Below are 19,227 nucleotides of genomic sequence, written 5' to 3'. Positions count from 1 at the left end.
GCTTCCATGAAAGAGCTTCAGGAAAAAGAAGTGATGAATATTAATGATCCAACATATCTTGTGTATCTCTATACTCCGCTTTGCGGAACATGCAAGGTTGGAGGCAAAATGTTAGAGGTTGTGGAGGAAATGCTCCCATCTATCCCCTTTTATAAGATCAATCTTAATTTTTCACCCCGTTTAGCTAAACAATGGAAGGTGGAAAGTGTTCCTTGCTATATTCTCCTGTCTGGAAACGACATTGTAAACATGGAATATACTTTTCAATCTGTTTCCCATTTATACGATACGATTAAACAAAAAGCCGCTCTATAAAGCGGCTTTTGACATATTTCTTAGGAAATAATCCCCGTTTATGTCGAGCAATTCTAAGAGGACTCCTTTCAAAGAAAGAGAAATGGTATATGAAGGCAATTTTTTTGGGGGGTCTATATTTTGAATGAATTGGAATGGGCAGAAACAACAAAAAGCCGTCTTTTTTTAAAACCTCTTTTATCAAAGTCACCCTTGTTAATCGCATTTGCAGGAGAACGGGAAATCATTTCGATTTCGATTAACGAAGAAGGATTAATGGCTCAAAGATCCCCGTCGGAAGGGGAAAAATCACATCTGGTTTTTTTTGGAGAGCAACATGAAATAATTTGTTTGCTGCAAGGAGATATCCCGCTGCAGCAGCTTGTGCAAAGCGGAACAGTAAAAGTGAAGGGCTCCTTTCGAGCGCTTTTAAGGCTTGAAGCAATACTTTGGCTGACCGATGGTTTTTTTACAACAGCGTAATAACTTCTGTTTTTCTATAAAAATGTTATTACAATAAGAATTTTGTAATATTTATTGACAAAGAATCTTACGCGTGATATTCTTCATGTATTATCAGACCTATGTCTTATATAACCGCATATCGTTTTCTCTTATTGAGAGAGGTGGAGGGAAGTGCCCTATGAAACCCGGCAACCGTCAACTTTGTTGAAATGGTGCCAATTCACCCGAAGCATACGCTTTGGAAGATGAGAGAAAGGTGATTACAACATATAATACCTTTCTGCTCGTTTTTCGCGGAAAGGTTTTTTTATATAGTATTAGGCTGAAGGAATTGGATTTGAAAGGAAACAGGTGATTGTACTGATTAAACTAATAAACATCTCTAAGACCTATCAGACGGGGCATAATAAAGTCCATGCCGTACAGAACGTTGATTTATCGATAGAACAAGGAGAAATATTTGGGATTATCGGCTACAGCGGTGCCGGCAAAAGTACGTTGATTCGCCTTTTAAATGGATTGGAACTGCCGACTGAGGGGACTGTTGAAGTCGCGGGCAATCCTATAAACAAAATCAAAGGAAATTCACTGCGTAAGGCGAGACAGGAAATCGGCATGATTTTTCAGCACTTTAATCTGCTGTGGTCCCGAACCGTTAAAGAAAATATTTCTTTTCCTCTTGAAATTGCGGGAGTAGGTGCAAAAAAAAGGAACGCCAAAGTAAACGAATTGATTCGCCTTGTCGGCTTAGAAGGCAAAGAAAATGCATACCCATCCCAGCTCAGCGGAGGGCAAAAACAAAGAGTCGGCATCGCCAGGGCTTTGGCTAACGATCCCAAGGTGCTTCTTTGTGATGAAGCGACTTCAGCTTTGGATCCGGAAACAACAGAGTCAATCCTGGACCTTCTGTCTGACATAAACAAAAGGCTCGGTTTGACCATCGTGTTGATTACCCACGAGATGCATGTCATCAGAAAAATTTGTCACAGAGTGGCTGTTATGGATAATGGCCGGGTAGTAGAAGAAGGAGACGTGCTCAAAGTATTCGTAACTCCGAAAGAACAAACGACGAAACGATTTGTTGGACAGCTTACTGAGCCCGAGGAAACAAAGGAAGCGATTCAGCATATTCTCAGAGCAAAGAAATCAGGGAAAACTGTTCGTCTTTCTTTTATCGGAGAATCAGCTGAACAACCGCTGATCGCTCACATGATTCGTAATTTCCAAGTTGAAGTAAACATTCTCCAAGGAAAGATAACGCAAACTCAGGAAGGCTCATACGGAACACTATTTATCCATATTGATGGAGATGCGGCTGAAGTGAATCAAGTCATTGAGTACATCAAGACAAGACAGGTAGAAGCAGAGGTGATTTCAAATGTTTGAAAAATGGTTTCCAAACGTTGATATGGAGGTTCTCTGGAATGCAACGTATGAAACGATTTATATGACTATCATCTCGTTATTTATTGCCTTTATTATTGGAGTTGCCTTGGGAATGCTGCTTTTTTTGACAGATAAGGGGAACCTATGGGAAAACAAAGCGATCAACAGTCTGATCGCGGCAGTGGTTAATATTTTCAGGTCGATTCCATTTATTATTTTAATTATTTTATTGCTCGGCTTTACCAAGTTTTTAGTTGGCACGATTTTAGGCCCAATCGCTGCACTGCCAGCGCTCGTTATCGGATCGGCGCCATTTTATGCACGTTTAGTGGAAATCGCCTTGCGTGAAGTCGACAAAGGTGTCGTAGAGGCCGCAAAATCGATGGGAGCAAGAACATCCACGATAATTTTTAAAGTGTATCTTCCGGAATCCATGCCTGCACTTATTTCCGGTATCACTGTAACGGCTATCGCCTTAATTGGCTCAACTGCTATTGCGGGTGCAATCGGTGCAGGGGGATTGGGAGATCTTGCATATGTAGAAGGTTATCAGTCTGGCAATACAGATGTAACCTTAGCCGCGACTGTATTTATTTTAATCATCGTCTTTATTATTCAATTGTTCGGTGATTTGATAACTAATAAAATTGATAAACGATAACGGAGGATTTGTAATGAAGAAACTAATTTTAAGTGCATTAATTTTTGTTTTTGCTGGCATTTTAACTGCTTGCGGTTCAAATAATGCAGGTGACTCAAACAGTAAAGAAATCGTTGTTGCAGCAACGAAAACACCTCATGCAGAACTTTTAGAAGAAGCGGAGCCCCTATTGAAAGAAAAGGGCTATACATTGAAGGTTGAAACGTTTAGCGACTATAAAATGTATAATAAAGCATTAGCTGAAAAAGAAGTAGATGCAAACTTTTTCCAACACATTCCGTACTTGGAGCAAGAAAAAAAGGATAATGATTACGACCTTGTAAATGCCGGTGCAATCCATCTTGAACCATTTGGTATCTATTCTAAAAAGGTTAAATCTTTAAACGAGCTTCCGGACGGAGCAAAAGTTATTTTGACAAACAACGTGGCTGAGCAAGGACGTATGCTTGCGTTTCTTCAAAAATCTGGATTAATTAAACTGGATTCCAAGGTGGAAGCAGTAAATGCAACAGAGAAAGATATAGTTGAGAATAAAAAAAACCTGAAATTCGAAAAAATTGCACCTGAATTAACCGCGAAGGCTTACGAAAACAATGAAGCCGATGCTGTATTCATTAATGTGAACTACGCGATTCAAAATAAATTAAATCCTAAAAAAGATGCAATTGAACTTGAATCACCAGAAAACAACCCTTATGCGAACATCATCGCCGTACGAAAAGGGGATGAATCGTCTGAAAAAATTAAAGCTTTGCTTGAAGCTTTGCATTCCGACGAAATTAAGAGCTTTATCGATGAGAAATACAACGGATCTGTACTTCCAGTATCAGAATAAATTGACGGAAAGCCCGGTTTTGATGAAAACCGGGCTTTTTGCGGTTTAACGAATGCTGATTTTCTCAGCCATCCTGTTTTAACGCCTTCGCTATCAATTTTTCATAGCTTTTTTTAAATCGTACATACTAAACGGTGAAAAAGTGAAAATTGGGAGGGAATTCTTATGAATCATCATGATACGGAAAATCATACAGAAGCAGCACTGCATGATTTCAAAGCAGGATTAGGCCTTTTTTCAAAGAAAATGCCCTTGATTGCAGAAAAATACAATGAGTTCACTGAAGAGTGCTTTAAAGAGGGCGTTCTATCAAAAAAAGAAAAACAACTAATAGCACTTGGAATCAGCGTTTTTTCACAGGATGAATATTGTATTGTTTATCATGTGAAAGGGTGTATGGACGAAGGGGCAGCCGAGGACGAAATTCTTGAAGCGGTAAGTGTAGCTGCCGCATTTGGCGGAGGAGCAGCTGTAAGCCAAGCGGTAACGCTGGTTCAAGAAAGCATCAACGATCTTAAAGATTCACTGCATTAATTCAGCGTAATTTGCACATTGCTTTTCATTAACGGCCATTGTTGATACACTGTACTCGTAAATAAAAACAAGCTAAAGGGATGGGGACTTCACTCCATCCTTTATCAATATATAAGTGTTTTTTGTTGGTAACCACCCTTTGGTTTCGGGAATGCTTTATGTTTTTCAATTATTTTGGTACACTTTATTATTTGAAGGGTAACGTTTTAACCACTATTAAGAGTTGTTTTCAGTTTTAATTTGTTATAAAATTAGAATGAGAATAAATTGAGAATAACTAAATTTTTCGTTAAGAATACTGGAGGTAAAAAGAATGGCTGCATCAACTTTAGTAATTAAAGATCTTCATGTCGAAATTGACGGGAAAGAGATCTTAAAAGGTGTAAACCTTGAAATAAAAGGTGGAGAATTTCATGCGGTAATGGGTCCGAACGGTACTGGTAAGTCAACCTTGTCTGCCGCTATTATGGGACACCCAAAATACGAAGTAACACAAGGAAGCATCACATTGGACGGACAAGATGTACTAGAGATGGAAGTAGATGAACGTGCCAAAGCCGGTTTATTTCTTGCCATGCAATATCCTAGTGAAATCAGCGGCGTGACAAATGCTGATTTTCTCCGTTCTTCAATTAATGCACGCCGCGAAGAAGGCGACGAAATTTCTCTTATGAAGTTCATCCGCAAAATGGATGAAAACATGGAGTTTCTAGATATGGATCCTGACATGGCTCAGCGCTATCTAAATGAAGGTTTTTCCGGCGGGGAGAAAAAACGCAATGAAATTCTACAACTAATGATGATTGAGCCAAAAATTGCAATCTTAGATGAAATCGACTCCGGATTGGATATTGATGCCCTTAAAGTCGTTTCAAAAGGCATTAACAAAATGCGTGGTGAAGATTTCGGTTGCTTAATTATCACTCACTATCAACGACTGCTTAACTACATCACTCCTGACCATGTGCATATCATGATGCAAGGCCGTGTTGTTAAATCAGGCGGTGCGGAATTGGCACAACGCCTTGAAGCAGAAGGTTACGAGTGGATTAAAGAAGAGCTTGGCATCGAAGACGAAACAATCGGTCAAGAAGCGTAAGCGTTAGGGGGATTATCATGACATCAGAAACCAAGCAATCAGTCGATCAGGCATATATTAAAGGATATTCTGAAAAACACCAAGAGCCTGCTTGGCTTACGGATTTCCGTTTACGTGCACTTGCTGATGCGGAACATCTGCCAATGCCAAAGCCGGATAAAACCAATATTAAAAGCTGGAATTTCACAAGCTTTGACAAGCATGAATCAGAAGGAGCTGCACTGGAATCTCTGCAAGACCTGCCGGATGATATCCGTTCCTTGGTCGATGTGGATAATAAAAACAGCATCCTATTTATCCAAAGAGACAATACCACGTCTTACGTATCTCTTCCAAAAGAGTATGAAGAACAAGGTGTAATCTTCAAGGATATTCAATCTGCAGCTCGTGAGAACAGCGACTTGGTAGAAAAATATTATATGAAAGACGGCGTCAAAGCCGATGAACATAAATTAACAGCTCTTCACGCTGCATTAATGAACGGCGGAGTCTTTCTTTATGTACCAAAAAATGTAGAGATAAAAGAGCCTGTTCAAGCAGTTTTCACACATGAAAGTCTTGACACAACATTGTTTAATCACGTTCTTATCGTTGCTGAAGACAATAGTGCGGTCACTTATGTCGAAAACTATATCAGCACTGTCAATCCAAAATCGGCAGTGTTCAACATCATCTCCGAGGTCATTACAGGTGCCAATGCCAAGGTATCCTACGGAGCAGTTGACTATTTGTCTGAAGGTGTTACTACGTATGTCAATCGACGTGGTGTTGCCAAAGGACGGGACAGCAAAATCGAATGGGCACTTGGTTTAATGAATGACGGAGACACCATTTCGGACAATCGGACTAATCTTTTAGGCGACGGAACAATCGGTGATTTGAAAACAGTCGTCGTCGGAAGAGGGAACCAAAAAGAAAATTTCACGACAAGCATTGTCCATTATGGCAAGCATTCTGAAGGATATATTTTAAAGCATGGCGTTATGAAGGATGCGGCATCATCCATTTTTAACGGAATCGGAAAGATTGAACACGGAGCTTCAAAATCCAATGCAGAGCAAGAATCTCGTGTGTTAATGCTCAGTGAAAAAGCCAGAGGCGATGCCAACCCGATTCTTTTGATTGATGAAGATGACGTAACAGCGGGACATGCTGCATCTGTTGGTCGCGTAGACCCGATTCAGCTCTACTATTTGATGAGCCGGGGGATTCCAAAAACAGAAGCAGAACGTTTAGTCATTCACGGCTTTTTGGCACCTGTCGTAAAGGCACTTCCAATTGAACAGGTCAAAACACAGCTTGTCTCTGTAATTGAAAGGAAAGTGAGATAATGAATACGGCGGAAATCCGGGAGCAGTTTCCAATCCTTCATCAGCAAGTTAATGGGAATGACCTAGTGTATCTAGACAGTTCGGCTACATCTCAGAAACCCCGGGCTGTAATAGAAGCCATCGACCATTATTATCGTTCTTACAATTCAAACGTGCACAGAGGTGTCCACACGCTAGGCACGAAGGCGACTGATCAATATGAAGGGGCACGTGATAAAGTAAGAAAATTTATCAATGCTGTCTCAATGCAGGAAATTATTTTTACCCGAGGAACTTCAACCGCCTTAAACATGGTAGCCCAGAGCTATGCGAGAGCCAATCTGAAGCCGGGGGATGAAATTGTAATTACTCCAATGGAGCATCATTCAAATATTATCCCTTGGCAGCAAGCGGCAAAGGCAACCGGAGCTACTTTGAAATATATCCCACTTCAAAAAGACGGTACAATTTCAATTGAAGATGTTAAACTAACAGTAACAGCGAATACGAAAATTGTATCTGTCACCCATGTATCAAACGTACTCGGAACGATTAATCCGATCAAGGAAATTACTGAAATTGCCCATGCACATGGTGCGGTTGTAGTAGTTGACGGAGCTCAAAGCACTCCGCATATGAAGGTAGATGTTCAAGATCTTGACTGTGATTTCTTTGCGCTTTCTGCCCACAAAATGTGCGGCCCTACCGGCATCGGAGCTCTGTATGGCAAGAAGCACCTGCTTGAAAGCATGGAGCCTGTTGAATTCGGCGGAGAAATGATTGATTTTGTCGGTTTGTACGAATCTACCTGGAAGGAACTTCCGTGGAAATTCGAGGCCGGTACACCGATCATCGCCGGAGCCATCGGACTTGGAGCAGCCATCGATTTCCTTGAAGAGGTTGGTCTTGATGAAATCAGCGAGCACGAGCATAAGCTTGCCGTATATGCACTTGAGCGTTTCTCGCAATTTGAGGGAGTTACCGTGTACGGTCCAGAACATCGAGCAGGAATCGTCACCTTTAATTTAGAGGATGTTCATCCCCATGATGTTGCAACCGTATTAGACGGGGACGGAATAGCTGTAAGAGCAGGCCATCACTGTGCACAGCCATTGATGAAATGGTTGAATGTTTCAGCAACTGCACGAGCCAGCTTCTATCTGTACAACACAGAGGAAGAAATTGATAAATTGATTTCTGGATTACAAAAGACAAAGGAGTATTTCACAAATGTCTTTTAATTCAAATTTAGATACACTTTACAGGCAGGTCATCATGGATCATTACAAAAACCCTAGAAATAGAGGGGTTTTAAACGACAGCATTGTTGTCGACATGAACAATCCTACCTGTGGAGACCGTATTCGCCTTACTATGAAGGTTGAAGACGGAAAAGTAGATGATGCGAAATTTGAGGGTGAAGGCTGCTCAATCTCCATGGCATCTGCAAGTATGATGACCCAGGCGATTAAGGGGAAAGATATAGAGACAGCCCTCAATATGTCGAAGATTTTTTCTGATATGATGCAGGGAAATGAATACGACGATTCAATTGACCTTGGAGATATTGAAGCATTGCAAGGAGTATCCAAGTTTCCTGCAAGAATCAAATGTGCCACATTGTCTTGGAAAGCACTTGAAAAAGGAGTCGCCACAGATGAAAACGCTGGCGACAAATCATAAAAAGGAGTGAAAATGGATGGCTAAAAAAATGCCTGAAATTGGTGAATACAAGTATGGTTTTGCCGACAGAGACGTTTCCATTTTCCGTTCAGAACGAGGGCTAACGAAAGAAATCGTTCAAGAAATTTCACGTATGAAAGATGAACCTAAGTGGATGCTCGATTTCCGTTTGAAATCATTAGAGCACTTTTATGAAATGCCGATGCCTCAATGGGGCGGAGATTTAAACGCTCTTAACTTTGATGAGATCACTTATTACGTCAAGCCTTCTGAACGCTCAGAAAGATCTTGGGATGAAGTACCTGAAGAAATTAAACAAACCTTTGACAAGCTGGGGATTCCAGAAGCTGAGCAAAAATACTTGGCTGGTGTATCTGCACAATATGAATCAGAGGTTGTTTACCACAATATGCAAGAGGATCTTGAATCCCAAGGTATCGTTTTTAAAGACACAGACAGCGCACTAAGAGAAAATGAAGATATTTTCCGTGAGCACTGGGCAAAAACGATTCCGCCAACTGACAATAAATTTTCTGCTCTGAACTCAGCTGTTTGGTCAGGAGGATCTTTCATCTATGTACCAAAAGGTGTAAAGGTGGAGACGCCGCTTCAAGCTTACTTCCGCATTAACTCAGAGAACATGGGTCAGTTTGAGAGAACGCTGATTATCGTGGATGAAGAAGCTTCCGTGCATTACGTTGAAGGCTGTACAGCCCCTGTTTATACAACAAACTCTCTTCACAGTGCTGTTGTTGAAATTGTTGTGAAAAAAGGTGGATACTGCCGTTACACGACAATTCAAAACTGGGCAAACAATGTCTTTAATCTGGTGACAAAGCGTGCGGTCTGCGAAGCAGGAGCAACGATGGAATGGATCGACGGCAATATTGGAAGTAAATTAACAATGAAATACCCTGCCGTTATTCTAAAAGGCGAAGGCGCTCGCGGTATGACGCTAAGTATCGCTCTTGCAGGTAAAGGGCAGCATCAGGATGCGGGAGCGAAAATGATTCATTTGGCTCCAAACACATCATCAACCATCGTGTCTAAATCTATTTCAAAACAAGGCGGAAAAGTAACCTACCGCGGAATCGTCCACTTCGGAAGAAAAGCGGAAGGCGCCCGCTCAAACATTGAATGTGATACGTTGATTATGGATAACAAATCAACATCTGATACAATCCCATATAACGAAATTTTGAACGACAACATTTCTCTAGAGCACGAAGCGAAGGTTTCTAAAGTCTCTGAAGAACAGCTCTTCTACTTGATGAGCCGCGGAATCTCAGAAGAAGAAGCCACAGAAATGATCGTCATGGGCTTTATCGAACCATTCACAAAAGAACTTCCAATGGAATATGCAGTCGAAATGAACCGTCTGATCAAGTTCGAAATGGAAGGTTCAATTGGATAATTCAGACTTACAAAGGTTCGGCGGGAAATCCTGCCGAATCTTTTTTATTTTGCTATCTTCTTTCCTGCAGGGGGAAGGCTGAATACTACTAAAGGAGTACCCAGGCTACTATTTAAGCCTTGTAATTGTGCAATCACCCAGAGTAACGATCTCGATTATTGGATGAATTGGTCATAAATATCCCTACCTTCGATAGGCAGACTCTTTTAGGCTGCAATCCCAATTAATTTTATAATCGAACAGCAGATCATAATAATAGGTTTCTAACTTGGCAGGATAAGGCTTTCCCTTTGGGTCATAGACGGTTTCAGGAAAATCATACTTTTCCTTCAAGTCTTTCTTCATTATATGACAAAAGAAGAAAGAAAAAATGTGAAAAATGGTATTTGGCTCTGTGGGAGATGCGCAAATGAAATTGATGTTACTCCTGATTCTTATCCAATCGATTTACTTTATACATGGAAGAGTCAAGCTGAAACAGGTAATCTTTCTTTGTCTGACTCTCTTCCCCGATTCCTCCCGATGTTTCGCAATGTCATCTTTTATGGGATAATGATTTTGCAGTCCCAAAAAATAAAAAGCGAGTATTCCCTTACGGGGGCTCGCTTTCGTTCATCTATGGCGAAAATGAACAAATTTTCCCAAGCATGGAACCGATTTTAGTTTTGTCACTACGAAAAAAACTGCTATTTTGATTTTCTTGATGAAGGACTACATACACTTTCATTTTCTCATACCTTCGCAAATGTGTCATAATTTAAACGACCGACCACTTGAAGTAACCTGCGTTTCAATCGTTAAAATCCACTCGTCCAAATCATCTAGGTTATACCCGGCTGCCATTAATTCTTTCGGAAAACTTTCTGGATTTTCCGCAGCTGATACATGTTTTCTAGCGCTCCAGGCATCCGTCCGAAACTATAAATATTTTGGTTCCTGATTTATTTCCATCAGAGAATGTTTACGGAGATAAATATAAACCCGGCCTTTGGCTTATAATCTGGTGTATTTTTTATATTCTAGGAGGCAATATTATGGAACAAGGTACAGTGAAATGGTTTAATGCAGACAAAGGATTCGGTTTTATCGAAGTTGAAGGCGGAGACGATGTATTCGTACATTTCAGCTCTATTCAAGGCGAAGGCTTTAAATCATTAGACGAAGGTCAAAAAGTAACGTTTGATATTGAACAAGGCCAACGTGGCCCACAAGCGACAAACGTACGTAAAGCATAAGAGACCCTAATAAAAACAGACTCTATTTCCAGAGTCTGTTTTTACTTAAAAAGATTTTTATATCAACCTTATTCACTATTTTTCATGTTTCATTAATTCTTCTTCAAAGAAAAAAGTACTGGGATATTTATTGACTACATAAGAGTATCTTTTCATATTTTTTACATAATGACTTTTTAAGACTGTTACTAATTCATTCGATCCTCTTATATTTACTATTTCCCCATTACGAAATATTTCCGCGCTCATAGCCATCATCCTCTCGAGTATCAGACATAATAAAACTTTTAATTTTATTTATTGTGAGACACAATTTAAATCTCACACGTTTCTTTATTTTATTTCGTTCTTTCGCCTGATGTTGTTTAGTTCTCCCTAATCATAAGGATTAACCATTTAAGTTACCGTATTCTTATAGTAGAGCTGAGAAAGGCTTACATCAATCCGTGTAGGTTTTCTTCCGATAGATGTGTTCAAAAAGTAAGCAATCTTTCTTCGATAGTTGGTCCAGAAAAGGTTCGTTGTTTTTGACACTTTACGGAGCGATCAAGATCGATACCTACTAGGAAAGTATATAGTCATAAAACAATAAAGGCTTATCTTCTATAAGTCTTTTTACGGCCTGCAGCTTCTTTTCTGCCTCTACTTCTCTTGCGTTCTGTTTTTGCCTTTCTATTACGAAGTGGTGGCACTTCAGTTAATTGAACAGGAGTCATATTCGATTCTTTTGTTAAGAGCTTTAAAGTGGCTGACAATAAGGTAACAGAATCCACTTCTTCTAATAACTTTTCCGCCGTAGGTTTATATTCCCCTAACTCTCTTTTGTCGATGGCGGTCAAAACACGGTGAACGATTGCTTCCTGATTTCCTGCCATTACTTCACTAGAAGTGGGAGGTGATTGTCTAGACATGCTTGTTTTCGTGACATCTTCAATTACTTTTAAGTGATGACGTTCTCTCGAGGTTATAAAGGTAACCGCCAATCCCTTAGTACCTGCCCGCCCTGTTCGACCAATACGATGAACATAGCTTTCAGGATCCTGAGGAATATCAAAATTATAGACGTGGCTAACACCTGTAATATCAAGTCCTCTTGCTGCAACGTCGGTTGCGACCATAATCTCAATAGTATGCTCCTTGAATTGACGAATCACATCGGCCCGTTTTGATTGTGTAAGATCTCCATGAATGCCTTCTGCTGCATACCCACGTTTTTTCAGCCCTTCGGCAAGTTCATCCACCCGTTTTTTTGTGCGTCCAAACACAATAGCAAGGTCTGGTGATTGAAGATCTAAAAGATTACAAAGAACATCAAATTTTCTATTTTCTGGAATTTCCACATACTGTTGCTCAATGTTCTTTACCGTTAACCCCTTCGCTTTTACTTTCACGAGTTCAGGAGTGTTCATAAATTTCTGTGCTAAACTTTGTACTTGCTTGGACATGGTTGCTGAAAATAATAAGGTTTGATGGGGAGAAGAGATACCACCAAGAATCGTTTGGATATCTTCAATAAAGCCCATGTTTAACATCTCATCTGCTTCATCTAGAACTGCCGTACGAATATGATTTAAACGAATGGTTCTTCTTTTTATATGGTCCATAAGACGGCCTGGCGTTGCTGAGATAATATGTGGTCTTTTCTTAAGCGCCTTGATTTGGCGACTAATATCCTGTCCCCCATAAATAGGTAACGTTTGAACTCCTTTTACCTGTCCAATTCGATTTAACTCCTCAGCTACTTGAATCGCCAGTTCACGTGTCGGTGCTAAAACGATTCCCTGAATCGTTTTAGCACCAAGCTCAACTCGCTCTATAAGGGGTATACCAAAAGCTGTTGTCTTTCCAGTGCCTGTTTGAGCCTGTCCAATTAGATCTTTACCCGTCATAGCTATCGGAATAGCTTCAGCCTGAATCGGCGTAGCCTCTTCAAAACCCAAGTTATGAACGGCCTTTTCAATGTCCTTACTTAAATGAAAATCGGAAAAATTTTTCAAATGTTTCATGCTCCTTCTCTTACTTAAATTCAGAAATGAGAAAAGTACTCTTCAAACAGAGGTGTTGCTTATTCATTCCTGCGTATTGTAAATCAATGTTACTATCAACGAACATCTTGTTTTAAGGTATCTGTCCAAGACGAATTCAAACCTTATTTTATCCACGCTTACGTGTATTTATAAATTCTGTATTATAACCATAGGAAGAAAAATCAAGAGCCCTTACTAGAGAACGAATAGAGATTTGGGAATGCGAATCAGAAGAGTGGAATGGTTGGATGAGAAAAAATTTCTCTTATCAAAACCATCAAAAGTGTCCTTTGTGTGACCATAAAATGAGATCTGGAGAACGGCTTTTAGATGCGTCTCCTAATCCCCATCCAAAATAATTTATGCCCGCCTTTTGTATAAATCCTTAAAGAACTTCTGGCACTTTTTTAACTGAATTTAAACTTCTTACCAAACAAACAAGCCATATTTGCTTTATATTTCTAATGTATGATATAACTAGTCCATACCTTGTTCCATTTGTTTTGTCCAAAAACCAGACTTAAAACTCTGGTTTTTTTTATTATACCGAGATTTTAAAAGTAGATATCATATGTTTTTTTCTAGCTAGTGAAATCAAGAGTAAAAAAGACTCCCAGATGGAGTCTTTTTTACTCTGATTATGCTACTTTATGAACGTTAGCAGCTTGTAGGCCACGTTGCCCTTGTTCAATATCAAACGTTACTTTTTGACCTTCGTCTAATGATTTAAAGCCTTCGCCTTGAATAGAGCTGAAATGTACGAATACATCGTCTCCACCTTCTTGCTCGATAAAACCGAATCCTTTGTCTGCATTAAACCATTTCACTGTACCTTGTTCCATAATATTACCTCCTGTTGTGGGATGCCCCACACTTGTATTACTACCCTTGTTCAACTATACTATCTCAAGATAAAAATTTTCTATTGAAGAGATTTCTATTCTCACAATCTTACACCGAACAAAAATAATTAAGTTAAGCATAACATATAGAACTGAATATAGCAAATCCAGGAAAGTAGATAAATCTTTAAAGTGTAAAAACCTTGTTTAGAAAAGGACGAATTTAAATCTACTAATAGTAAATAATTTCATTTGCCTTTCATCATTTTTGCGTATATGAAATTTTTTATAAAATTGATAGTTCGGGTAATAATACCGGGTATATACATGGTATAGGGGGGATTGTTTAGGACTGAAGGATGGAGACTTTTATACAGATAGTAGAAACAACCGATAAGGTATATAGATTAAATGAAGATGACAAGGGCAACTGGTACGTGAGTATGCGTGAATGATGAAGATACTCATAAAATGTCAAGAACTTCGGAGCGTAACATGATGAAATGGTTAAAAAGTTTTCATCACAAAATGAACGACAGTTGAAAATTCATAGCTCTGAAGAAACTACCTTATCCTAGTCATCATAGAGAGGAAGTTTTTTGTTCGCATTATATTTAAAAAGTAGTGGCTCAAAACCTGTTGGAAAGATACACGTTTATGAGCACTTTTAAATATCTATGACTGAAATAGTGCTAGTACTTTAATGAAAATGAATTTTTCTCCACATCCTTTTCCTTTCATTAAAAAATACATCCACCTATGTATGACAGTTGTCATACTAGTTACTTGACGTTTATATCTTTTATTATCAGTTACTATGGTCTACTATAAATATAAAGAAGAGTTGAATATTAAACACGGTAAAGATTTAAGGAGGAACACATGAGCAAACAAAAAACGACTGAATTAAGAAAAAATGTAGCACCTTTTGAAAAACCCAATACGAAATCAAGTATAAAGCAATTGATAAATACATTCCTTCCGTTTTTACTACTTTGGTTTCTAGCTTATCAGAGTTTGTCGGTTTCTTATTGGCTAACACTGCTATTAGCTATTGTTACAGCCGGGTTCGTCGTGCGAAGCTTCATTATTTTCCATGATTGTTGTCATCAATCATTTTTCAAAAGCCGAAAAGCGAATAATATCCTTGGTACAATCAGTGGGGTCATAATAATGTTTCCGTATGAACAGTGGAAACGAAGCCACTCGATACATCATGCCACGAGCAGCAACTTAGACAAACGAGGAACTGGTGATGTGTGGGTCATGACAGTTGATGAGTATATTGCAGCTTCCTCCTGGAGCCGGTTAGCCTACCGAGTTTACCGCAATCCAATTGTTATGTTTGGATTAGGTCCCATCTATCTGTTCTTAGTTTCTAATCGATTGAATCGAAAAGACGCGAAACGTAAGGAACGTTTAAACACGTATTTGACCAATTTCTCAATTGTTGCGGTGTATGCACTTTTGTGTTGGGCTATTGGTTGGCAAGCTTTTCTGCTAGTTCAAACTCCCATCCTTTTTGTAGCAGGATCACTTGGAATTTGGCTATTTTACGTACAGCATCAATTTGAGGATTCCTATTTTGAGAACGATAAAGAGTGGGATTACGTGAAGGCTGCAGTTGATGGTAGCTCCTATTACAAGCTCCCTAAAGTTCTACAATGGGTGACTGGTAATATTGGTTTTCACCATGTACATCATTTGGCTCCTAGAGTGCCAAACTACAATTTAGAGAAAGCTCATGAATATACGCCACCGTTGCACAAAGCGACAACAATTACACTAAGAACAAGCCTGAAATCCCTTCGTTTTCGGCTTTTTGATCAACAAAATAAAAGTTTTGTAAGCTTCAAAGAAATTAAGCATCTAGTAGACAATAAAAATACGCGTATGAAGTTAAATAACAAAAGACCAAAACTCGATAAAAATTGAATATCCATACGATAAAATCATTCAATTCTAATAAAAAACACCTGGATTCGTTTATTTCTTCCTCGTATGCTCTATAGAAACTCCCTGTTCCAGGTTCGATTTTATGGGACGTGCAATGGTGGTAGTCCATGTAAGGATCTTGCGGTCGGTTTTTCAGAGCTAGATGTACAAAAATATGAACTACATATGAAAACGACTGCAAAGATGATAAAAGTACTGGAGGAGCGCGGACGTTATGACACTGCGGAAAAGAATCGTACTAATTTAAAGAGATATGAAGATATCCTAAACACCATCAAGCAAGGTAACATAATTTTTGGTCGATTAGAACGTGTAAAACAAAAGCAAGGTGATTTAAATGGCTAAATATGATCGCAGAGAGCATTTGAAACAAGTGCATGAAGCAAGAAAAGCAAAGACTCGTAAAACGGTTGATGATGCGATTCAAAGCCAATGATAACATTAACTTTAATAGTGTTGCAGAGGAAGCAGGAATTAGCAAAGCTACTTTATATAACAAGCAAGAAATACGAGAACGAATTGAATCGTTACGAGAGCAGCAAACCCAAGTTCAAACTCCAAAACAGGTAAAACGTGAGATTGATGAGAATAATAAAGATGCAATTATAGTATCTTTAAAACGTAAAATTAAGAAATTAGATGTAGAAAATAAAGAACTACGTGAGCAGTTAAAATTTGCTTATGCAGAAGTTTATAAAAAAATCTAAGTGAACACCGTTACCTGCATGTTCAACAAACGGTCCTTTAGTAGAATAAAGCGTATTGGACTAAACTTATTTTGAATAATGATTTATACGTACTATATTTTAAGAGGGTGATAACGTGAACATTATAGTGAATAAAAAACAGAAATTAATAAATTAATAGAAATATGGTACGAAGGTTCCTTAATCGCACATGATTTTATTGATAAGGATTATTGGAAATCACAGCGAAAGGAGATGAAAGAAAAGTATATTCCAATGTTATTCCAATGTCTAAAACCTATGTTCTAAGCAATGAAAAAGAAGTTGTGGGCTTCATTTCAATGGTAGATAATTATATGGCTGCATTGTTTATTGATGTTAAACACCAAGGTGAAGGATACGGAAGAAGATTATTAAACTTTATAAAAGGACGAAGGGAAAATATACAACTGAAAGTGTACAAGAAAAATAACAAAGCCGTTAATTTTTATTTGAGAAATGGCTTTGTAATAAAAGAAGAATTATTCGATGAACAGACTGACGAGGAAGAGTTTTTAATGGGATGGGAAAAGGTCTAAGTGCCATTTTAGTTGAGTCAGATTATTACATAAAATACAGATGAACATTCTTCAGTTAAAGGAGCACGAGTATTGAGCAAGAAGTAAAAGGGCGATACATATTATACATGACTAATATGTATCGCCCTTTAGTTTTTATGACTTTCTGCGATTTAGGTCTTGATAACATAACTTAAGACATTTTATAGTAGGGGTACCGCCACATGCCCATCAAGTTAGTGCAAATCATTACCCCAAAAACGAAAAAAAACGCTATTCTTTCTGTAATATGATGGAAAGGAAGGTGTTTTTTATGTATCGTGAAAGTTTTAGACGAACTTACCCTCTTTTCACAGGAATTGCAACGATATCTGTCTCCATAAGCTCTTCATCAGTTGGCCAAAAAGGTAGGTTTTGTTCAAAGGACGAGTAAGTTCCAAGCCTAAGATTTAATTGCGTTGTGCGTGTGGTTAAGCCAAAAAGTAGCAAGTATGTCCCTAACACAGTTATGTAGTTGTCTAGAATCTTCAACGGGAGTCTTGATAAGTCCTGAAGGACTCAATCAACGATTTAATCCTTCTCCTGTAAAGATTTTACATCAGGTGTTAACCTGTTTGATTAATCAAAAGTTGAATACCTCTAAGGTTCTTTCTCATCATTACGCTTCTCAGTTCGGGCGGAAGCCAGGCAGCCGGCAACGGAAAACTGATTGGTTGTGGCACAAAAAAGATGCCAGACATCGCAGGAATATTTCCTGCACGTGGTGTCTGACACCTTTTCCATTTATATTTCTTTTTCCCAGCTCTCTCTTTCCTGTTCTTTCATTTGTTCTTCTGTTTTTGGCGGATAGACGGTACGGAATTTATGAGAATCGAGTGGGATGACTTCGACCATTTTATCGATCATTTCCTGTGGATCGAACTGGTTGGCCATTCCTTTGTCGATTTCCTTCATTTCATCGGCCGGTGAATAATGGATTTCTTCATTAAACCATTTCCACTTAGCCTCAACGGCACGATCGTTGAAGCCGGTCGCAAACGGTCCCGGATTAATAGTCGCTACTTTAACATCAAACTGTTCCAGTTCTTTTTGCATTGTTTTCGCCATTGCTTCAATTGCATGCTTGGAAGCTGCGTAGAGGCCGCTGTAAGGGGAAGTCATAATGCCAGCCATTGAAGACATGAAAATGATTTTCCCTTCGCCTTTTTGGACGAACTTCCGAGCCGCAATCTGGGCGGTTTCCAGTGTGCTGAAAACATTCACTTCAAAGATGTCACGGAAAATTGACATCGGCACTTCACCAAGCGGACCGCCTTCATTGATTGCCGCATTGGCGACAAATATATCAAAATCATATTCAGCCATCTGGCTTCTGTCTTCTGGATTACGGATATCCATCTTAAATACTTCGAGTTCCACACCTGCTGCACTGGCATCTTCCCGAAGCGACGTGACCTGTGCATTGATTTCCACCGGTGCAATCACACGGTGTCCTTTCTTTGCCAATCCGATCGCTGTTCCTTTACCAAGTCCGGTCGCTGCACCAGTAATAAAAATTGTTTTTGCCAATTGATACGCCTCCTGTATTTGAAAAGTCACTAGATTTTGTCTTCCCTTTGTTTGTCTTCCCTTTGATAGATAAGTTAAACAACCGTGTTTCCAGTCCATAAGCCGGTGACGGTAGTAAAGAAATGAAAAATTGACCGGATCATAATAAAAATCGGAAAATTTTGTTAAAATGGAAACAGAAACGGAAAAGATAATGTAAGTAATCAGTTCATTACATATTTAGCAAAAAAGAAAAGGGGAAGGAAATGAAAAAATTGAATATTGCCCTTACCCTTATCATACTGGCAATTCTCGCTATTGGTATATTCGGTGGGACTTTTATTGTTCAGTACATCAGGACGGGAATTTTTCTAATCGATCAGATACTAGGAACTATTTTTAGCATTGCTTTACTGGTAACCAGCCTGCTCTGCAGAAAGGCACGATCAAGGCTGTTAAGGTAGGGAAGATGGCAAAATGTTCACCTATTCTTTTCATCATTGTTTAACTACTGACGGCGCTTGTTCTCTATTTTTTCTACGCTACTAAAATCTTTGATATAGCGACATGCATTGGCATTGTGTAGTAAATTCCTTGGCGAGCAGATGTGACAGAAATCCTTTTTGGTTGTTCGCAATAAAATCCTTATATATTAGGTCTTTCAGTTTTAACGTATAGAATATGCGTTTTGACGG

The 19,227-nt window shown here is 39.0% G+C and carries 18 protein-coding genes, 3 pseudogenes and 1 riboswitch; of the genes and pseudogenes, 18 read left to right on the top strand and 3 right to left on the bottom strand.

From position 1 onward, the window contains the following. Nucleotides 1-6: 6 nt before the first annotated feature. The 12 genes from JOC74_RS07980 to JOC74_RS07925 all read left to right on the top strand — a co-directional run bounded on the left by JOC74_RS07980 (nucleotide 7) and on the right by JOC74_RS07925 (nucleotide 10,916). Nucleotides 7-315, top strand: a complete 309-nt coding sequence (locus tag JOC74_RS07980) for a thioredoxin family protein (RefSeq protein ID WP_053604075.1) — start codon at nucleotides 7-9, stop codon at nucleotides 313-315. Nucleotides 316-435: 120 nt separating this feature from the next. Further along, the gene (locus JOC74_RS07975; RefSeq protein WP_053604074.1) at nucleotides 436-777 is read left to right on the top strand and encodes a hypothetical protein; all 342 of its coding nucleotides are present in this window, start codon (nucleotides 436-438) and stop codon (nucleotides 775-777) included. A 128-nt stretch (nucleotides 778-905) separates the two neighbouring features. Further along, a riboswitch (SAM riboswitch) is annotated at nucleotides 906-1,011 on the top strand. Between the two features lie 108 nt (nucleotides 1,012-1,119). After that, nucleotides 1,120-2,145, top strand: a complete 1,026-nt coding sequence (locus JOC74_RS07970) for a methionine ABC transporter ATP-binding protein (RefSeq protein ID WP_053606103.1) — start codon at nucleotides 1,120-1,122, stop codon at nucleotides 2,143-2,145. Then, the gene (locus JOC74_RS07965; protein WP_053604073.1) at nucleotides 2,138-2,806 is read left to right on the top strand and encodes a methionine ABC transporter permease MetP; all 669 of its coding nucleotides are present in this window, start codon (nucleotides 2,138-2,140) and stop codon (nucleotides 2,804-2,806) included. The genes JOC74_RS07970 and JOC74_RS07965 overlap by 8 nt, the downstream gene beginning before the upstream one ends. Before the next feature lie 13 nt (nucleotides 2,807-2,819). Next, nucleotides 2,820-3,641 (top strand): methionine ABC transporter substrate-binding lipoprotein MetQ, encoded by an 822-nt coding sequence (metQ, locus tag JOC74_RS07960; protein WP_053604072.1) that lies wholly within the window; start codon nucleotides 2,820-2,822, stop codon nucleotides 3,639-3,641. A 165-nt stretch (nucleotides 3,642-3,806) separates the two neighbouring features. Beyond that, nucleotides 3,807-4,175 carry a carboxymuconolactone decarboxylase family protein gene (locus tag JOC74_RS07955; protein WP_053604071.1) on the top strand — a complete coding sequence of 123 codons (369 nt, stop codon included), beginning with the start codon at nucleotides 3,807-3,809 and terminating at the stop codon, nucleotides 4,173-4,175. A 313-nt stretch (nucleotides 4,176-4,488) separates the two neighbouring features. Further along, nucleotides 4,489-5,274, top strand: coding sequence for a Fe-S cluster assembly ATPase SufC (gene sufC / locus JOC74_RS07950; RefSeq protein WP_053604070.1), 786 nt, complete (start codon nucleotides 4,489-4,491; stop codon nucleotides 5,272-5,274). 17 nt (nucleotides 5,275-5,291) lie between these two features. Beyond that, nucleotides 5,292-6,605, top strand: a complete 1,314-nt coding sequence (sufD, locus tag JOC74_RS07945; RefSeq protein WP_053604069.1) for a Fe-S cluster assembly protein SufD — start codon at nucleotides 5,292-5,294, stop codon at nucleotides 6,603-6,605. Further along, nucleotides 6,605-7,825, top strand: coding sequence for a cysteine desulfurase SufS (gene sufS, locus JOC74_RS07940; protein WP_053604068.1), 1,221 nt, complete (start codon nucleotides 6,605-6,607; stop codon nucleotides 7,823-7,825). The genes sufD and sufS overlap by 1 nt, the downstream gene beginning before the upstream one ends. Then, nucleotides 7,815-8,267, top strand: coding sequence for a Fe-S cluster assembly sulfur transfer protein SufU (gene sufU, locus JOC74_RS07935; protein ID WP_053604067.1), 453 nt, complete (start codon nucleotides 7,815-7,817; stop codon nucleotides 8,265-8,267). The genes sufS and sufU overlap by 11 nt, the downstream gene beginning before the upstream one ends. A gap of 16 nt (nucleotides 8,268-8,283) precedes the next feature. Further along, nucleotides 8,284-9,681 (top strand): Fe-S cluster assembly protein SufB, encoded by a 1,398-nt coding sequence (sufB, locus tag JOC74_RS07930; protein WP_053604066.1) that lies wholly within the window; start codon nucleotides 8,284-8,286, stop codon nucleotides 9,679-9,681. A gap of 1,034 nt (nucleotides 9,682-10,715) precedes the next feature. After that, nucleotides 10,716-10,916, top strand: coding sequence for a cold-shock protein (locus tag JOC74_RS07925; RefSeq protein WP_053604064.1), 201 nt, complete (start codon nucleotides 10,716-10,718; stop codon nucleotides 10,914-10,916). Between the two features lie 596 nt (nucleotides 10,917-11,512). Here JOC74_RS07925 and cshA read toward each other — a convergent pair. Then, nucleotides 11,513-12,913 carry a degradosome RNA helicase CshA gene (cshA, locus tag JOC74_RS07920; protein WP_053606102.1) on the bottom strand — a complete coding sequence of 467 codons (1,401 nt, stop codon included), beginning with the start codon at nucleotides 12,911-12,913 and terminating at the stop codon, nucleotides 11,513-11,515. 186 nt (nucleotides 12,914-13,099) lie between these two features. On the opposite strand from cshA, the pseudogene JOC74_RS07915 reads away from it, so the two are divergent. Next, nucleotides 13,100-13,302, top strand: a pseudogene (locus JOC74_RS07915) (cold-inducible protein YdjO-related protein). 279 nt (nucleotides 13,303-13,581) lie between these two features. Here the strand turns inward: JOC74_RS07915 and JOC74_RS07910 are convergent. Then, a complete protein-coding gene (locus JOC74_RS07910; RefSeq protein WP_053604063.1) occupies nucleotides 13,582-13,785 on the bottom strand; it encodes a cold-shock protein in 204 nt (67 codons plus the stop codon). An 882-nt stretch (nucleotides 13,786-14,667) separates the two neighbouring features. On the opposite strand from JOC74_RS07910, the gene desA reads away from it, so the two are divergent. The 5 genes and pseudogenes from desA to JOC74_RS23435 form a co-directional block, all read left to right on the top strand. After that, complete coding sequence (gene desA / locus JOC74_RS07905) at nucleotides 14,668-15,720, top strand: Delta(5) desaturase DesA (RefSeq protein WP_053604062.1); 1,053 nt, start codon at nucleotides 14,668-14,670, stop codon at nucleotides 15,718-15,720. Nucleotides 15,721-15,906: 186 nt separating this feature from the next. Beyond that, nucleotides 15,907-16,086 carry a hypothetical protein gene (locus tag JOC74_RS23440; RefSeq protein ID WP_225970222.1) on the top strand — a complete coding sequence of 60 codons (180 nt, stop codon included), beginning with the start codon at nucleotides 15,907-15,909 and terminating at the stop codon, nucleotides 16,084-16,086. Beyond that, nucleotides 16,079-16,448 (top strand): annotated as a pseudogene (locus tag JOC74_RS07895) (DUF6262 family protein). The gene JOC74_RS23440 and the pseudogene JOC74_RS07895 overlap by 8 nt, the downstream one beginning before the upstream one ends. 212 nt (nucleotides 16,449-16,660) lie before the next feature. Beyond that, nucleotides 16,661-17,005 carry a GNAT family N-acetyltransferase gene (locus JOC74_RS07890; RefSeq protein WP_225970221.1) on the top strand — a complete coding sequence of 115 codons (345 nt, stop codon included), beginning with the start codon at nucleotides 16,661-16,663 and terminating at the stop codon, nucleotides 17,003-17,005. A gap of 299 nt (nucleotides 17,006-17,304) precedes the next feature. Continuing rightward, nucleotides 17,305-17,664: pseudogene (locus tag JOC74_RS23435) on the top strand (IS4 family transposase); the annotation flags it as partial. A gap of 103 nt (nucleotides 17,665-17,767) precedes the next feature. Here JOC74_RS23435 and JOC74_RS07885 read toward each other — a convergent pair. Next, on the bottom strand, nucleotides 17,768-18,553 hold the full coding sequence (locus JOC74_RS07885; protein ID WP_053604060.1) for an SDR family oxidoreductase: 786 nt from the start codon (nucleotides 18,551-18,553) through the stop codon (nucleotides 17,768-17,770). Nucleotides 18,554-19,227 lie beyond the last annotated feature (674 nt).

Source organism: Bacillus capparidis, from assembly GCF_017832095.1.
In the GTDB taxonomy this organism is placed as follows: domain Bacteria; phylum Bacillota; class Bacilli; order Bacillales; family Bacillaceae; genus Bacillus; species Bacillus gobiensis.
This window is presented reverse-complemented; position numbering and strand designations above follow the sequence as displayed.

Excerpts from the sequence above, each read along its gene's own strand:
- JOC74_RS07980 (WP_053604075.1), top strand. The coding sequence starts at position 7 with ATGAAAGAGCTTCAGGAAAAAGAAGTGATGAATATTAATGATCCAACA.
- JOC74_RS07965 (WP_053604073.1), top strand. The coding sequence starts at position 2,138 with ATGTTTGAAAAATGGTTTCCAAACGTTGATATGGAGGTTCTCTGGAAT.
- metQ (WP_053604072.1), top strand. The coding sequence starts at position 2,820 with ATGAAGAAACTAATTTTAAGTGCATTAATTTTTGTTTTTGCTGGCATT.
- JOC74_RS07955 (WP_053604071.1), top strand. The coding sequence starts at position 3,807 with ATGAATCATCATGATACGGAAAATCATACAGAAGCAGCACTGCATGAT.
- sufC (WP_053604070.1), top strand. The coding sequence starts at position 4,489 with ATGGCTGCATCAACTTTAGTAATTAAAGATCTTCATGTCGAAATTGAC.
- sufD (WP_053604069.1), top strand. The coding sequence starts at position 5,292 with ATGACATCAGAAACCAAGCAATCAGTCGATCAGGCATATATTAAAGGA.
- sufS (WP_053604068.1), top strand. The coding sequence starts at position 6,605 with ATGAATACGGCGGAAATCCGGGAGCAGTTTCCAATCCTTCATCAGCAA.
- sufU (WP_053604067.1), top strand. The coding sequence starts at position 7,815 with ATGTCTTTTAATTCAAATTTAGATACACTTTACAGGCAGGTCATCATG.
- sufB (WP_053604066.1), top strand. The coding sequence starts at position 8,284 with ATGGCTAAAAAAATGCCTGAAATTGGTGAATACAAGTATGGTTTTGCC.
- JOC74_RS07925 (WP_053604064.1), top strand. The coding sequence starts at position 10,716 with ATGGAACAAGGTACAGTGAAATGGTTTAATGCAGACAAAGGATTCGGT.
- JOC74_RS07910 (WP_053604063.1), bottom strand. The coding sequence starts at position 13,785 with ATGGAACAAGGTACAGTGAAATGGTTTAATGCAGACAAAGGATTCGGT.
- desA (WP_053604062.1), top strand. The coding sequence starts at position 14,668 with ATGAGCAAACAAAAAACGACTGAATTAAGAAAAAATGTAGCACCTTTT.
- JOC74_RS23440 (WP_225970222.1), top strand. The coding sequence starts at position 15,907 with ATGAAAACGACTGCAAAGATGATAAAAGTACTGGAGGAGCGCGGACGT.